Source organism: Rhizobium sp. YAF28 (genome assembly GCF_052113285.1).
Taxonomy (GTDB): Bacteria; Pseudomonadota; Alphaproteobacteria; order Rhizobiales; family Rhizobiaceae; genus Rhizobium.
Genome location: NZ_JBFRCX010000002.1, coordinates 229,320 through 245,099 on the forward strand (window position 1 = coordinate 229,320; position 15,780 = coordinate 245,099).

Consider the following 15,780-nt stretch of genomic DNA (forward strand, 5'->3'; position numbering starts at 1 on the left):
CGCTGCGCCTTTGCGAGTGATCCCTGACGATGTCGGATCAGATTTATCATGCGCCGATGGTTCGGCGCGCAGCACCCAATTTCCGGGTGATCGCGATGATTGTCGCGAGTGCCATGCTCATGGAAAATGTCGACGCAACCGTGCTGGCGACCGCACTGCCGACGATGGCGCGCGATTTCGGCGTCGACGCCCCGGCCATGTCGATCGCCCTGACCTCCTATCTGCTCAGTCTGGCGATCTTCATTCCCGCCAGCGGCCGCATGGCAGACAGTTTCGGTTCGCGCACCGTCTTCCGCTCTGCGATCGCCGTTTTCGTGATCGGCTCCATCCTCTGTGCCTTCGCGCCGACCTTGCCGTTCCTCGTGCTCGCCCGCCTGCTGCAGGGCATTGGCGGTGCCATGATGATGCCCGTTGGCCGTCTGGTGCTGATGCGCAGTGTCGACCGCAAGGATATGGTCAGCGCCATGTCCTGGCTTTTGGTGCCGGCGCTGATCGGCCCGATCGTCGGCCCGCCGCTCGGTGGCTTCATCGTCACCTATCTCGATTGGCGCTGGATCTTCTACATCAACGTGCCGATCGGCATCATCGGCATGATCTTCGTGTCGATTTATATCGACGAAGTGAAGGGCAAGGCGGCCGGCCCCTTCGATACGCTCGGCTTCATCCTCTCTGGTATCTCGCTCGGCTCGATGCTTTTCGGCTTCGAATTGTCTAGCCATGAAGGGCAGGGCTCGTTCTCGATCTTCCTCATCGCCATCGGCCTGCTCTTCGGCATTGCTTATCTGCGCCATGCTCGCAAGCATCCGGCCCCGATCATGGATTTCTCGCTGATGAAGGTGCCAAGCTTCGGCACCTCGGTCATCGCCGGTTCGCTGACGCGCATCACGCAGGGCGCACAGCCCTTCCTGCTGCCGCTGCTCTTCCAGATCGGCTTCGGCCTTTCGGCAGCTGCCGCCGGCCAGATCGTCATTTCCACGGCACTCGGTGCGTTGTTCATGAAGCCTCTGGCAAAGGCCGTCTTCCGCCGCGTCGGTTTCCGCCGAAGCCTTATTATCAACGGCATTCTCGGCACGATCGGTTATGGTCTCTGCGCCGCCTTCCGGCCGGACTGGCCGATGCCGCTGATCTTCATCGCGCTGGTGCTCAGCGCCTTCTTCATGTCGTTCCAGTTCACGGCCTACAACACCATCGCCTATGATGAGATCAGCCAGGATCGGATGAGCTCGGCAACGAGCTTCTACACTACCTTCCAGCAGCTGATGCTCTCGCTCGGCATCTGCATCGGTGCACTGGCGCTGCATGCCTCCATGGCCTTCAACGGTGTCGAAACGCCCGAGCTTGGTGATTTCTCCACCGCCTTCATCGTGGTTGCGATCATTTCGATTAGCGCCACCATCTGGAACCTGCGCTTCTCACCGACCGCAGGCGAAGAGATCAGCGGCTATAAGGCCAAGCAGACAAAAGGCGCCGCAGCCGGAAGCTGAGGCGCCTTCCTCTTCGTTAGAGGCCGATAGGCTTCCGCAATCGCCGGCGCCACGATGGACGCCCCTTGCGTTGGTCCGCCTGAAGCCCGTAGGCCATGCGGCTGTCGAGGTCCTCGAAAGCTGCAAGATCCATATCCTGCAATGCCACCTCCACAACCGCCTCCGGTTCGGCTTGCGTCTGCCGCCCTGTGATCGCAAACCACAGATCACGCCAGCTGCGCTGGCGCGTCATTGCCCCCACCATCGTCACAATCATGCCCTTCCGCTCGCCCCGTCACGCCGCCTGCGGCAGGCAGGCCTCGCAGATCGCCGCAACATGGCGGTGGTCGGTGCCGCAGCAGCCGCCGAGCACCCGCACCTGCGGCATGCGGCGAAGGAGTTCGCGGTAGCGTCGGCCGAGATCGGCAGGATCCCCCGCATCCAGCACCTCGCTGTTATCGAGTTGCTCATGGCTCATGGTCGAGGCATTGGCGCGGATGCCGGAAATGCGCTTCACCCAGGCGCTGCCGTGATCGAGCGCCCCTTCGAAATGCGTCGGGTGGGCGCAATTGATCATGTAATAGGCCGGCGATCCGCCGGTCGCCGCATCCGTCGTTTCGATCGCGTCCTGAATGCTGCGGCCGGTCACCAGCCTGCCGTCAGTCTCCAGCGTGAAGGAGATCGCGCAGGGCATGCCGAGCGTTTTGGCTGCACGCGCAATGCCGATTGCCTCGTCGATGTTGGTCAGCGTGAAGGCGGCGACCATATCGGCCTCCGTGCCGGCGAAGGTCTCGATCTGGAAGGCGTGGTAGTCCTCCGCCTCGTCGGCGCTCATCACGCCCGCCTTGTAGCCGTCGCCGCGCGGGCCGATAGCGCCGCTGATGACGATTGGCTGCTCCGGCCGCTCATAGGCGTGGCGTAAGCCCACGAGAAGCTCGACGGCTTGCTCGTTTGCCGCTTGCAGCGCCTCGGTCGTATAGTTGAGCTTCTGGCCCCAGTCGGGATTGGCACGCCATGTGGCGGTGTCGAGCACGAAACCCGTTCCGTGCCGCCGGGCGATATCCAGATAGCGGCGATAGTAATTCTTCGTGCGCTCCCGTCCGTCCTCAGAAGCCAGCAATACGAAGGAGGCGAAATGCGGAAGCTCGATGCCGTCGTGGAAGATCATCGTGGTTTCCATGCCGCCATCGCTAATGAAGGTGCCGCCCTTTAGCTGCGGCAGCCCATGCCTGTACTTTGCCATTGTGAAACCTCTCCTGTCGCGGCGCCAGTAATGGCTGCCGTCGATGGTGATGTTCTGCCGCTTAATCTGATGCCAAACTAGGCGACTTGCGGTATACTACTGCGGGTTTCGAATTTTGCGGATTGAAATCAATCCCTTGCATGGGCCAATGCTGCCGGGGGCGGAGCCAGGCCCGATCTTGCTGCGCAGAAAACTGTACCGCGGGTACAGGAGGGGAACATGCGAAAGGGCGAGGAAACGCGGAATCGCATCCTTGATGTGGCAGAAGCAGCGGTCTTGCAGAAGGGTTTCGGCGGCACGTCCATTGAGGAACTGATCGTCGAGACGGGCATCACCAAGAGCGGCTTCTTTTACCACTTCAAGGACAAGAACGAGCTCGCGAAAGCGCTGCTCAACCGCTACATCGAGAACGACGAACGCATCTATGACGAGATCTTCAGCCGCGCGCGCGATCTGATGGATGATCCGCTGCAGTCCTTTCTGCTTGGCTTGAAGCTGCTCTCCGAACTGGTGGCCGACCTGCCGAACGGCCATCCGGGCTGCCTGGTGGCGACTGTCTGCTACTACGAGCGGCTCTTCGACCGCGAGATCCAGGAGACTAACCGCAATGCCGTACTCGCCTGGCGTCGCCGCTTCGGCCGCATGTTCCGCGAGATCATGGCCGTCTATACGCCACGCGAGCCCGTGGATGTCGACCAGCTCGCCGATATGGTCTCTTCGGTGCTCGAAGGCGGTATCGTTCTCTCAAAGACGCTGAAGGAGCCGAATACGCTCGCCGAACAGGTGCTGATGCTGCGCATCTTCGTAAGGATGCTCTTCCTGCCGGCCATCGAGTCGCCGCTCGTTGCCGTCAGGCACGACCAGATCTACGGCACGGTGAGGAGTGGCGGACTTTAGGTTTTGCCGTCTTCCAGCTCAGCTGCCAAGTCGGCGAGCTTGCGCACGGTGTTGAGATTGCGGGAGGTACCCGCCTTCAGCGCCGGCAGCTTCAGCTTCGATCGGCCGGAGCCGATGGGATAGTGCACATAGATCTCGCGCCCGGCCAGCTTTGCTTCCTCGCCATCGGGCGCCGCCATCTTGTCCAAGGCATCTTTAGGTGCTGCTTCCGGCAGGAAATAGACCAGCAGAAAATTGGGTTTGGCCTTGGGGAAGGGCGCGTGGGCGATGATGCCGTCAAGTTCCTTGCGGCTGCGCACCATCACGCCCGGCCTCTTGCCCAATTTCTTGCCCAGCGCGTTGTCGAGCTTCTCCTCGACTGCCTTTTCGGCCTCATCAGAGCGGAACAGGACGTTGCCGCTCTGGATGTAGGTCTTCACATCGGAAAAGCCGAGCCCCTCGCATATCGCCTTCAGCTCCGCCATCGGCAGGGAGCTCGTGCCGCCGACATTCACGGCTCTCAGCAGCGCGATATAGACGGCCATTTCTCCCTCCCTTGACTGCGTGGCGTGCGCAGGGCACGCCACATTCGGCTCCTACATCTTGCCTGCCACCTTGACCGCAAACGCATATTCGAACGCGATCTCTTCGAGCCGCTGGAAGCGCCCGGAGGCGCCGCCGTGGCCGGCATCCATATTGGTCTTCAGCAGGATGGGCGCATTGCCTGTCGTCTTGTCGCGCAGCTTGGCGACCCACTTCGCCGGCTCCCAATAGGTGACGCGCGGGTCGGTCAGGCCACCGAGCGCCAGGATCGGCGGGTAGGGTTTCGCGCCGACATTGTCATAGGGCGAATAGGCGGCGATCTGCTCGTATTCTTCGCGGCTCTCGATCGGGTTGCCCCATTCCGGCCATTCCGGCGGGGTGAGCGGCAGTGTGTCATCGAGCATGGTGTTCAGGACGTCGACGAAGGGAACGGCGGCGATGAGACCGGCGAATTTCTCCGGTGCCATGTTGGCGACCGCCCCCATCAGCATGCCGCCGGCCGATCCGCCCTCGGCGATGATGTTCGCGTAAGACGTGAACTTCTCCTGATTCAGATAATCAGCGGCAGCGATGAAGTCCTTGAAGGTGTTGGTCTTCTTGTCCATCTTGCCGTCTTCGTACCAGGCAAAGCCCCTGTCCTTGCCGCCGCGGATATGGGCGATGGCATAGACGAAGCCGCGATCGGCAAGCGACAGGCAATTGGTGTTGAAGCCGGCCGGAATGGTGATGCCATAGGCGCCGTATCCGTAGAGCAGGCAGGGCGCGGAACCATCGAGCGGCGTATCCTTGCGATAGAGCAGGGTGACCGGCACTTTCTCCCCATCCCATGCCGGCGCGAAGACGCGGCGAGTGACGTAGTCGTCAGGATTATGGCCCGATGGTACTTCCTGCGTCTTGAGCAGCGTGCGCTCGCGGGTGACCATGTTGTAGTCATAAAGCTGCGAGGGCGTCGTCATCGAGGAATACGAGAAGCGGATGACGTCGGTGTCGTATTCGGCGGCACCCGAAAGGCCGAGCGAATAGGCTTCCTCGTCGAAGGCGATTGCATGTTCTTCGCCGGTGCGGCGGTCGCGGATCATGATCTGCGGCAGGCCGTCCTTGCGCTCGAGCCACAGGAGATGGCGAGCATATGCCATGTGGCTGATGATGAGCGTGCCCGGCTTGTGCGGTACGACCTCGCGCCAGTTTTCCTTGCCCGGCTTTTCAACCGGCGCTTCCATGATCTTGAAATCCTTGGCGCCGCCGTCATTGGTGAGGATGTAGAAGACGTCGCCGCCCTCTGTCAGCGAATATTCGATGCCTTCCTCGCGCACCGCCACCAGCTTCGGCTCGGCCGTCAGGTCCTTGGTCGAAAGCAGCCGGTATTCGCTCGTTTCATGGTCGTGGATATCGATATAGATGAAGTCGTCGAGCAGCGAACCGCCGACGCCCATGAAGAAGCCGGCGTCCTCTTCCTCGTAGACCAGACGGTCGTCGCTCTGCGGCGTGCCGAGAATGTGGTGAAAAACCTTCGAGGGGCGGTGGTTCTCGTCAAGCGCCGAATAGAAGAAGCTCCTGCCGTCAGGCGCCCAGACCCCGCCGCCGCCGGTATTCTCGAGCACGTCGGACAGGTCTTCGCCGGTCGCCAGATCACGAACCCTCAGCGTGAAGAATTCCGAGCCCTTGTCGTCATAGCCCCAGATGCCGCGGCTGTGGTCCGTGCAATGGTCGAGGCCGGCGAGCCGGAAATAAGCCTTGCCGGCGGCTTCCTTGTCGCCGTCGAGAAGGATGATGCGGATCGTCTCGTCCTTTACGTTGCCATCGCGCGGAATGCGGAAATAGCGCGGCTGCTCGCCGCCGGTGACAAAGGAGGTGCCGTAGGCATAGGTCCCATCCTTCATCGGTACTGAGCTGTCGTCTTCCTTGATGCGGCCGCGCATCTCGGCAAACAGCGTCTTCTGCAGCGGCTTGGTGTCTTCCATGGCAGCATTCATGTAGCCGTTTTCGGCTTCCAGATGGGCGCGGATATCGGGGTCGAGGATGGAGGGATCCTTGAACATGGCCTGCCAGTTGTCGGCCCGCAGCCAGGCATAATCGTCGGTCCGCGTGATGCCGTGGCGCGTGTCGGAGACGGGTCTTTTTTCAGCGGCGGGCGGGACAGGCAGGTTCTTGAAAGCGGTCAAGGAAAGCTCCGTAAGGGCGGTGTCGGTGGGCAAGAGATAGAGGTGCTGCAGGTCAGGATCAAGCGTCAGCCGGTGAACCTTATTGAGACAAGATGACCGGCGCGTCGCCTTGATGTCACCACATTGTTTAAGAATGTCCGCTGGCATTGCGCGAAAATTGCACCAGCGTCGGGTCCCGGCAAGCGGTCGGCGGCAGCGTGACGAATACATAACAGTAAAGGTTTCCCCGTAATGCCGAAACGTCTGGTCCTGTTTATGTCGCTCGCGGGCCTTGCCGCCTCGTCCGCCCTTGCGGTCGATCCCGCCATCAAGAAGCAGCTCGAAAAGCTCGATCCGGCCACCCGCCTTGAGCAGAGCTGCGATACGGAAGCCATGAGCCGCATCAACAGTGACGGCACGGGCTTCCGGCCGGACAAGGTCATCGCCTACACCTTCAAGGACCCGATCCCGAGCGATGACCGCCTCGAAGCCCCGGGCGCCGTCTTCCGCAGTAAGGGCGACTGGTATCATCTCTCCTATACCTGCATCACCGGCCCGCAGCACATCAACGTTCGCGACCTGAAGTACAAGATCGGCGACAAGGTGCCGAAGGATAAGTGGACCAAATATTATCTCTATGATTGAGCCCTTGGCCTCTTCTTTGCTCTTCCGCATTCCCGTGACAGGCACAGGAATGCGGGCAGATTGAGACATGAGCCGTCCTCGACGGGCGGCATCAGGCCACATGGCTCGGGTCCCTGTTTTGCTTTAAGCCCTGCTAAAACATCAACAGAATCTGATTGTTCATGAACCGCTTTCTTCTCGGCTACGCACTGCTGCTCGCCGCTGCCTCATCGGCTTTTGCCGCGGAAACGCCCGCCGCCGCACCTGCCCGTCCGCCGGTCGCGGCAGGTCCCAAGCTGGTAGAGCCGCACCTGCACATCGCCCGTTCCAACATATCAGGCCACGCGCGCATTGCGCTGACCTTCGATGCCTGCATGGGCGAGGCCGATGAGCGCATTGTCTCGACGCTGGTCAACGAGCGCATCCCGGCGACGATCTTCGTCACCGCCCGCTGGCTGAAGCGCAATCCGAAGGCGGTTGCCGTCTTCCTGCAGAACCCGGATCTCTTCGAACTGGAAAATCACGGCGAGAAGCATATCCCGGCAATCGACAAGCCGGTGCGGGTCTATGGCATCGCATCTGCCGGCTCGCCCGATGCCGTCAGGCAGGAAGTGGAAGGTGGTGCCGCCGCGATGGTCGCGTCGGGCATTCCGGCGCCCCGCTGGTTCCGTGGCTCGACCGCCAAGTATGATCTCTCGGCCATCGGCCAGATCCGCGCCATGGGCTACCGCATCGCCGGTTATTCCGTGAATGGCGACGGTGGTTCGCTGCTCGGTGCCGCGGTCACCGAAAAGCGCATTTCCTCGGCCAAGGACGGCGACGTCGTCATCTCCCACATCAACCAGCCGACGCATGCGGCCGGTGCGGGTGTCGCCAAGGCACTCGTCGATCTCAAGGCAAAGGGTACGGAGTTCGTCCGGCTGCAGGATGTTGCCGATACGGGCGACGACAAGACGACGGAGTAGAGCAGTTCCAGCAAAAGCGTGCAGCGGTTTTGCGTCCGGAATTGCGTGAAAACCCCGAATTGCGTGAAGACAAAGAGATAGAGCATTTTCGTGATTCGAAGAAAACGGAAATGCTCTGGAACGAAGCTTACCTCAGTTCGTCTCCGGTCCGTATCGAACCCGCCATGAAACTCCGCACAGTCGGCGCATCCCTGTCGAGAGCGAAATCCTCGAACCAGTCACGATGCATGCCGGCGAACATTGCGCCGATCATTTGCGCGGCGAGGTAGGAGAAGGTGATGCCGTTGCCGCCGTACCCATAGGCGGCATAGACGCCAGCCATCCCTGGCACCGGGCCGATCAGCGGCAGGCCATCCACCGTCTCGCCGAATGTGCCGCACCAGGCATGCTCCACCCGCGTATCCGCCCTCGGCCACAGCCGCTTCAGCTTTTCCCGGATCGTTATGACCTTCCCCGGCAGCTTGAGGTCGCGCTCTTCGGGATCGGTGGTGTCATCGTCCTCGCCGCCGACGATGATACGATTGTCATCAGTGGTGCGCACATAGAGATAGGGATGGCTGTCTTCCCAGAGCAGCATGCCGTCGCGCCAGAGGTCTTCCGGCTTCTGGGGCACGGTGGCGAGAGCCCAGCTGGAACTGGTGCGATGCAGCTTCGGCATGTCGAGGCCGGGCATGGAATAGCCGGTCGCAAGTACCACATGCCGCGCCTCGATTACATGGGCGCCGTTCGTCTCGGCCGTCACATGTCCGCCTTCGCTGTGAAGCCTGGTCACCGAGGCGTTGATCAACCGCGCACCGCGCGAAAAGGCAGTCTGCAGCAAGGCCCAGGTGAGCAGCAGCGGGTCGGCCTCCGCCGAACCCGGCGAGAGGATCGCCGCATCACGGTCGAACTCGTATTGGGTGAGGAGATCGGGATGTTCGAGATAATGGCCCGGCAATCCCGCCCGGCGGCGAAGCTGCCGTTCCTCCATCAGTTCGCGCGCACCCTCGTGATTATTGGCGAGATAGAGCGTGTTGCGTGGCTGGAAACCGCAGGTAATGCCGTGGGCCGCAATCAGCTTGGCAAGCCCTGCGACACAGGCAGCACTGCGGCGATAAATGCCGGCTGCCCGCTCGAAGCCGTAAAGGGTTTCCAGCTCACCGAGTGTGCGGTCGATCTCCCATTGCAGCATGGCCGTGCTTGCCGCGGTACTGCCGAACCCCGGCTGCTCGCGGTCGATGACGACGACCGAAAAGCCTCGCGCCGTCAGATGTTCGGCGGCAAGCGCACCGGTTATCCCCCCGCCGATGATGGCGATATCGGTCTTGAAGCTCAGTTCGAGCGGCTGATAGGCCGGCCGCACGCCGTTCCTGCCCCAGAGCGAGCAGCCGCCTACGAGTTCAGCGTGGCTGGCTTCGTTGAGATGCAGGTCGGATGCCATGGCTTGCCTCCAGTCGGTGTCGTTACTTCGGCAGCTGCGGCTGCGGTCTTTCCTCGATCACCAGTTCCTCCATGATGGTCATGGCGATGAGCGAGAGCGGCAGTGCCAGCATCGCGCCGACCGCGCCCCACATCCATGTCCAGAAGATGATCGCCAGGAAGATGACGAACGGGTTGATCTCCAGCCGCCGGCCCATGACAGCGGGGAAGATCAGGTTTTCCATCACAAGGTGAACAGTGAAGAAGGCTGCAGCAGGTATAAGACCGATAATGATGCCGTCATGGGCGATAACGCCGGCAATGGCGACCGCAACGGTCATCATCGTGATGCCGAGATAGGGAATGAAGCTCGAAAGAAAAGCAAAGAAACCCCAGAGCACTGGCATGGACAGCCCGCCCGCATAGGCGATAACAGTCATCACGACGCCGAGCGCCACATAGATCAGCGAGGCCGTGGCGAAATAGAAGCCAAGCGCCTGTTCCACAGCATTGATGACGCGGATCGCTGCCAGCCGCTGCGCCCGTTCGCGAAAGGTCATGATGATCGTCTTGCGCAGGCTCACGCGGCTTGCCAGAAAGAGCAGCAACGCCGCAAAGAAGATCAGCCCCTGCACCAGCGCCGGCGTCAGGTTTGTTGTCACGACATGCAGCACGTTTCCGGTGTTTTCGAGCAGCGCATCGATGGACATCGGCCCGCTCTGGAAGGTCGCAGGCGTGATGTGCAGCCATTCGATCCGCTCCAGATAGGGCATGACGCGCTGGGTCGTGCGCTCGATGAAATCAGGCGCTTCATTGGCAAGCATCGCCAAGGGACCGGCAAGCGAATTGGCCAGCAGGACGATGACCAGCGCGACAGCGGAGGAAAGGATCGCCGCATTGGCAAGCCGCGGCACGCCCATCTTCGAAAGCTTTTCTGCCGCCATGCCGAGGATCATGCCGACGACCACCGCGAGCGTGATGGGGATCAGAATCAGCGACATCATATAGACTGCGGCAAGCCCAAGGATGCCGAAGATGCCGATGATGGCCCAGGCCATGCTGACATCGAGCCCGTCCTTCTCGACGCGCCGCATCGGTGCCGGTGGAAGTTCTTCAGCAGCTTCTTCCTGAAGCGTTCGTGCCCATGCGCTGGTGTGGCGTTCGCCGAGGCGGATCTTGTTTGCCTGTTTCCGGATGCCGTTGGCGATTCCCATGTGCGATGTGTCCCCGAAGCCCCATTGCTCCGCCAATCAACGCGCAGGCTTGCTACAGGTTCCCCCCTGGTATCGAGGCGTCTAGGCCGTCCGCCGCCGCCCGACGAAATCCACGAAGGCGCGCAGCGGCGGCGGCATCTGGCGCCGGCTCGGATAATAGAGGTGGAAACCGGGGAAGGGCGGTGTCCAGTCATCCAGCATGCTCACCAGCCTGCCGGCGGTAAGATCTTCCGCCACGTGATAGTCGAAGAGATAGCCGATGCCTATGCCATCAAGCACGGCCCGCAGCATCAGGTCGTTGTCTGTGGTGCTGAGTGGCCCCGAGACGGCCACTTCGAGCTTCTCGTCGCCGCGCTCGAATTCCCAATGATAGAGGCTGCCATCCGTCGGCCAGCGGGAGACGACGCAAGAGTGGTCGCGCAGGTCGCGCGGTGTGTCCGGCATGCCGTGGCGCGCGATGTAGTCGGGCGAGGCGACCACGACGAGCCGCATCTCGCCGCCGAGTTTTACGCTCACCATGTCTTTTTCCACCATCTCGCCCAGCCGGATGCCGGCATCGAAACGATCGGCGACGATATCGGAGAGTTTGTCATCCACGATAATGTCCATGACGATATCGGGAAAGGCAGCATGGAAGGGCGCAATCAGCGGCGCCAGCCCGTGCGCGATCGCAACCCGCGGCGCGTTGATGCGCAACAACCCGGCCGGCGTATCGCGCAGCGCCGAAACATCCGCCACCGCCTGGTCGAGATCGGCAAGCGCCGGCAGCAGCCTTGAAAGCAGCCGTTGGCCCGCCTCGCTCGGCGCCACGCTGCGCGTCGTGCGGTTGAGCAGCCGGATGCCCATCCGTTCCTCGAGCGTGCGGATCGTCTGGCTGAGCGCGGAGGCCGATATGCCGAGCCGGGCGGCCGCACGGGCAAAATTGCCGTGCTCGGCGACCGCAGCAAAAGCCCTGAGTTCGGCATAGTCGCTGCCGCGCATTATGCTCTCGTTTCTAAAGAAGTCATGCCGATAATGTAGCATTGTTGTCAGTATCGGCAAGGCGCATCCTCTTTCTGCAACACAGGAGATTATCCATGACTGATACATTGTCCCTTGACCGCTACCGTCTCCTCGGCCGTTCCGGCCTGCGCGTTTCGCCGCTGTCGCTCGGCGCCATGACCTTCGGAACAGATTGGGGCTGGGGAGCAGATGAGCAGGAGTCCCGCCGCATGTTCGACGCCTATGTCGATCGCGGCGGCAATTTCATCGATACCGCCAATCAATATACGGGCGGCACGTCCGAAACCCTCGTCGGCCGCTTTGCCGAAGGCCGCCGCGACGAACTGGTGATTGCCACCAAATACACGATCACTTCGCGCCCCAGGGATCCGAACTCCGGCGGCAATCACCGCCGCAGCATGGTCCGTTCGGTGGAAGACAGCCTGAAGCGGCTGAACACCGATTACATCGATCTCTTCTACCTGCACGCCTGGGATTTCACGACCTCGGTCGAGGAGGTGATGCGCGGACTGGACGATCTCGTCCGTGCCGGCAAGATCGTCTATGCGGGCATTTCCGATACACCGGCCTGGCAGGTCGCGCGCATGCAGACGCTGGCAGACCTTCGTGGTTGGGCGCCGCTGGTGGCTCTCCAGATCGAATACAGCCTGATCGAACGCACGGTGGAGCGCGAACTGATCCCGATGGCCGCTGAACTCGGTCTCGGCGTCATTCCCTGGTCGCCGCTCGGCATGGGTGTCCTCACCGGCAAATATAGTCGTGCCGACCTCGATATCGGCGGTGGCACCGCAAGTGCCGTCGGCACCCGCAAGAATGTCGCTGCCGGCAACGGTTCGCTGACCGAGCGCAGCCTCGGCATCGCCGAGGTCGTAAAGGCAATCGCTGCCGAGATCGGCAAGACGCCGGCGCAGGTGGCGATCGCCTGGACGCTCACCAACCCGGCCGTAACTTCGCCGATCATGGGCGTAAAGACGATGGCGCAGCTCGAAGACAATCTCGGTGCGCTTGATGTGGTCCTGTCGGATGAGCATCGCACTCGGCTGGCCGAAGCAAGCGCCATCGTTCTCGGCTTCCCGCATGATTTCCTCGCTAAACCATTGACGCGCGGCGTCATGTTCGGCGAGGTGACCATCGAGCCCCGTCATTGAAACATGCAAACCTGAAAATGGCGCCGGAAACGGCGCCATTTGTCGTCTGGAAGTTTTGTTCCGAAAGCGCAGCCCCCGCGCGTTCCAATCGCCGTTTGTGCCGCTCCGAAGTCACCGCCCAAGCGCGATCGAAAGCGGGACGGCAATGTAGCCTGACGGCGGTGCTGTCTCCCCTCCTGATGGTGCGAGTACCGGCGGCGGCAGATTTTCATCTATTTTCGCCGGGCCGATGCGGTTCCAGTCGTAGAGGAAGATCTCCTCGTAGAATTTGGCGATCTCGGCATCATAGAAGATCAGGCTCGCATCCCGGTTGAAGCCGGTGCCGGCTGTCGTCCAGTTGTGGCTGCCCATCAGCACGGCTTCGCTGTCGATGATGATTCCCTTGGTATGGCAGTTCTTCTGCTTGCGGATCTTACTGGTATCGAAGCCGTAATCCTTGGCATTGCTGATGACGTCGCGGTCCTCGGAGCCGAAGCTGCGGAAGATGATGCGCACGTCGAGCCCGCCCTTCTGCTTTTCGAGCAGCGCATCCAGCAGACGGCGATAGTTGTCGCCCACCGTCTTGGTATTGAAGCTCTGGTTCTGGAAATAGATCCGGCTCTTGGCCGATTGAATGAACGGCAATACCACATCGAGATAGTTGTCGGGCGTCAGGATCGGCTGCACGTCGATTGTGCGCTCGCCGGTCAGCGGCTGGAAATAGTGCGGCTTCTCGGGCGCTTCGAGCGTGTCCATGGCGACGTTGGCGGGCAGGAAGACCAGTTGTTCCGACACGATGCCGGCCTCCGTTACCGTCTTGGCCTCTTCCAGATCGCGCAGAATATGATCCTCGTAGAGTTTGCTGAGCTCGGCGTTTTCAAGGATGGCATGCCATTCGCGATTGTAGAGCCGGAGAGCCGATGGAGCGTCATCCTTGTTTGTCAAAGGCGCGACGTTGGGCTGGTTGGAACTCTGCCAGTTGCCGCTCGAAAGCCACATGGCATTGTGGTCGCGCACGGCGACCTTGATATGGTAGGCGGAATCGAAGATGCCGTCCCTGCCGACGCTCGCCGGCGCGAAATCGAACTTGTTACCCTTCGCATCGCGGATCTGCGCGACCGCTTCGGCATCCGTCAGATCGCCATCATGCACCTTGCCGCCCATCTGCAGCACCATGGAGATGGTTTCGGCCTGGCCCTTGACCGCATCGAGCACGCCATTGGCGACATTCGTCGCGCCGAAATCGTACATGGCAACGACCAGCGACTTGCGGGTCTTCGCCAGGAATGGACCGAGCTGCGGCCAGCTCGCGTCAGGTCCGGTATGGATGACGAATTTGCCATTGACCGGGCGACGGGTCAGCGGCAGGTCGTCGCGCTTCTTGTAATTCGTATGCCAGCTCGGCTTCGCGGCTTCATCCATGTCAATGCCGAAGAGATCCTGCGCCGAGGCGACAGTGACGTCAGTGCGAACGCCATCGATGTAGTCCGGCAGCTTCGTGCGGCCGCGCGATTCCAGGGCGCCCAGTTCGAGCTTGCGATTGACCGCGATCACGACGGCGCGCTGATCGGTGATCTCGCCATTCTCGAAGCGATAGCCCGGCTTGATGGCAACGACGTCGTCACGGTTGGCAAACTGAGATCGCGCGCTGCGGACCGCAGCAAGTACCTGCTCCTTGGTCGGCATTGCGATCGGCGAGGGGGACGGCGGATTGGGACCGGAACCGGTCGCACTCATCACAATGGACGGCCCCGAAGGAGAGCCCGCTGGTCCGCCTGCGAGCGAAGATTGCAACGCTGCAGTGTCCAGTTCGACGGTAATCTTCAGCGGTATCGTGAATGTCACCTTGCCGCCGCCGCCGCTGCCCGTGCCGCTTTCCTCATTATTGCTCACAATGACCTCCCCGTTCAATGGCTGGAGCAGTCCTCGGGCGCGCTGCAGGCAACGCCGCAGAACGGCTGCCGGCACCGCGTCATTCTCGATGAATTCGGTTCCGCTGTAGTGAAGCCCCATCACCCTGCCAGTGCCGATGTCGAGCAACGGAGAGCCGGAATTGCCGCCGAGGGTAGAGCAGGAATGGGTGACACGGTTCTCGTCGGCGGCCAGCAGGTTGCCAACTGCAAGCCGCTTCTTGGTGAAGACGCCGCCAAAAATCTTTTCGGCAAGTCTCTGATCGGAGAAGCGGGAATCGCTGGCGGGATAGCCGATTGCAGCAACCGGCAGGTTGCGCACCGGCACCTCGGAGGCAAGGTCGAGCTTCAGACGGCCGACCGGCGAGGATTTCTGTTCCAGCTTCAGGAAGGCAACATCGGGTCCGTTTTCAGGCGCCACCCAGACGACACGTTCGATCTTCACCTCGTCGCTGGTGGCGTTACCGAATTCCTCCAGGAAGTCGATATTGACGCCGATCTCGCGGCGCGCGTCAAAGCCGATCTTGAACTTGAAGCTGGTGCCGCTTGCTTCCGCAAAAAGGTTGGCCACATGGCGGTTGGTGATGACAAGGCCGTCATCGATCACCCATGCCGTTCCGGCATAGTCGCGGTCGGCATTGGTGACGTCGACGCGGCCGATCGAAACCATCGCCCGGTCCACGTTCGCAGCGTTGTCCGTCAGGATGCGGCGCCAGGCCTTCGCTTCCTCTCGGGCGCTGTCGATGTCGACGGCATTGTTCCTGACAAGGAAAACCGGCGTACCCACGGCAAAGACGATCGTCTCCAAGTCGCCGACCGGAGGTGGGCCGATATCGACCCCTTCTTCGACGGGCTGATCTCGGTTCATCAATGCGCGCACGCCGCCGTAACGGACGTTCATCGCGCGGCCGGCTTCATCAAGCCAGCCAGGTCTTTGCGCGCTGCTCATCAGCGCGTTGATGTCCTCCTGCACACCCGCCGAGCTGGCGGCCACAACCTGCTCCGCCACCTGCCGGACGCGCTGGGAATCCTCCACTGTCATTCTGCCTCCTCCGTCCGATGGCGGACATTTCGTCGGTGTACGATGGGGATTGGCTGCGAAATCTATTGAGGGTTGTAAACTGGGAAGATACGTCCAGTTTATTACAGCCGCATGATGGCGTCGAGCCCAGCGCCTGCGCGACCGTTCGGTCGTCCTGAAAGCAAATATCGAGAATATGCCGCGACTGTTTTGGGAGTTCCTTGAAAACAGAAAGGACCGTTTCGGTGAAATA

Annotated in this window: 13 protein-coding genes; 5 read left to right on the top strand and 8 right to left on the bottom strand. The window is 61.4% G+C overall.

Annotation, left to right across the window (positions count from 1 at the left end; translation table 11 throughout):
* Positions 1-29: 29 nt before the first annotated feature.
* Positions 30-1,484, top strand: coding sequence for an MDR family MFS transporter (locus tag AB4Z13_RS05410; protein WP_439014379.1), 1,455 nt, complete (start codon positions 30-32; stop codon positions 1,482-1,484).
* Between the two features lie 16 nt (positions 1,485-1,500).
* Here the strand turns inward: AB4Z13_RS05410 and AB4Z13_RS05415 are convergent, their stop codons facing one another.
* Together AB4Z13_RS05415 and AB4Z13_RS05420 are read right to left on the bottom strand one after the other, a co-directional pair.
* Entirely contained in the window at positions 1,501-1,740 is a 240-nt protein-coding gene (locus AB4Z13_RS05415; protein ID WP_439014380.1) for a hypothetical protein, read from the bottom strand.
* Between the two features lie 18 nt (positions 1,741-1,758).
* Positions 1,759-2,706 carry a homocysteine S-methyltransferase family protein gene (locus tag AB4Z13_RS05420; protein WP_439014381.1) on the bottom strand — a complete coding sequence of 316 codons (948 nt, stop codon included), beginning with the start codon at positions 2,704-2,706 and terminating at the stop codon, positions 1,759-1,761.
* Between the two features lie 219 nt (positions 2,707-2,925).
* On the opposite strand from AB4Z13_RS05420, the gene AB4Z13_RS05425 reads away from it, so the two are divergent.
* A complete protein-coding gene (locus tag AB4Z13_RS05425) occupies positions 2,926-3,603 on the top strand; it encodes a TetR/AcrR family transcriptional regulator (protein WP_113323227.1) in 678 nt (225 codons plus the stop codon).
* Here the strand turns inward: AB4Z13_RS05425 and AB4Z13_RS05430 are convergent.
* Both AB4Z13_RS05430 and AB4Z13_RS05435 read right to left on the bottom strand, forming a co-directional pair.
* A complete protein-coding gene (locus AB4Z13_RS05430; protein WP_439014382.1) occupies positions 3,600-4,127 on the bottom strand; it encodes a DUF1697 domain-containing protein in 528 nt (175 codons plus the stop codon). The genes AB4Z13_RS05425 and AB4Z13_RS05430 overlap by 4 nt on opposite strands.
* A 51-nt stretch (positions 4,128-4,178) precedes the next feature.
* Positions 4,179-6,287, bottom strand: coding sequence for a S9 family peptidase (locus AB4Z13_RS05435; protein ID WP_439014383.1), 2,109 nt, complete (start codon positions 6,285-6,287; stop codon positions 4,179-4,181).
* A 231-nt stretch (positions 6,288-6,518) separates the two neighbouring features.
* Here AB4Z13_RS05435 and AB4Z13_RS05440 point away from each other — a divergent pair, with 231 nt between their 5' ends.
* Entirely contained in the window at positions 6,519-6,911 is a 393-nt protein-coding gene (locus tag AB4Z13_RS05440; RefSeq protein ID WP_113322554.1) for a DUF930 domain-containing protein, read from the top strand.
* Between the two features lie 161 nt (positions 6,912-7,072).
* On the top strand, positions 7,073-7,855 hold the full coding sequence (locus AB4Z13_RS05445; RefSeq protein ID WP_439014384.1) for a polysaccharide deacetylase family protein: 783 nt from the start codon (positions 7,073-7,075) through the stop codon (positions 7,853-7,855).
* A 127-nt stretch (positions 7,856-7,982) separates the two neighbouring features.
* Here AB4Z13_RS05445 and AB4Z13_RS05450 read toward each other — a convergent pair whose 3' ends face one another.
* The 3 genes from AB4Z13_RS05450 to AB4Z13_RS05460 all read right to left on the bottom strand — a co-directional run bounded on the left by AB4Z13_RS05450 (position 7,983) and on the right by AB4Z13_RS05460 (position 11,448).
* Positions 7,983-9,275, bottom strand: a complete 1,293-nt coding sequence (locus AB4Z13_RS05450) for an NAD(P)/FAD-dependent oxidoreductase (RefSeq protein ID WP_439014385.1) — start codon at positions 9,273-9,275, stop codon at positions 7,983-7,985.
* Positions 9,276-9,297: 22 nt separating this feature from the next.
* Positions 9,298-10,467, bottom strand: coding sequence for an AI-2E family transporter (locus tag AB4Z13_RS05455; RefSeq protein ID WP_439014386.1), 1,170 nt, complete (start codon positions 10,465-10,467; stop codon positions 9,298-9,300).
* An 81-nt stretch (positions 10,468-10,548) separates the two neighbouring features.
* Complete coding sequence (locus AB4Z13_RS05460; RefSeq protein ID WP_439014387.1) at positions 10,549-11,448, bottom strand: LysR family transcriptional regulator; 900 nt, start codon at positions 11,446-11,448, stop codon at positions 10,549-10,551.
* A 95-nt stretch (positions 11,449-11,543) separates the two neighbouring features.
* Between AB4Z13_RS05460 and AB4Z13_RS05465 the strand changes: the two genes are divergently transcribed.
* Positions 11,544-12,617: an aldo/keto reductase gene (locus tag AB4Z13_RS05465; RefSeq protein ID WP_439014388.1), complete on the top strand. Its 1,074-nt coding sequence runs from the start codon at positions 11,544-11,546 to the stop codon at positions 12,615-12,617.
* Positions 12,618-12,728: 111 nt separating this feature from the next.
* Here AB4Z13_RS05465 and AB4Z13_RS05470 read toward each other — a convergent pair whose 3' ends face one another.
* A complete protein-coding gene (locus tag AB4Z13_RS05470) occupies positions 12,729-15,548 on the bottom strand; it encodes a phospholipase D-like domain-containing protein (RefSeq protein ID WP_442205934.1) in 2,820 nt (939 codons plus the stop codon).
* Positions 15,549-15,780: the final 232 nt, after the last annotated feature.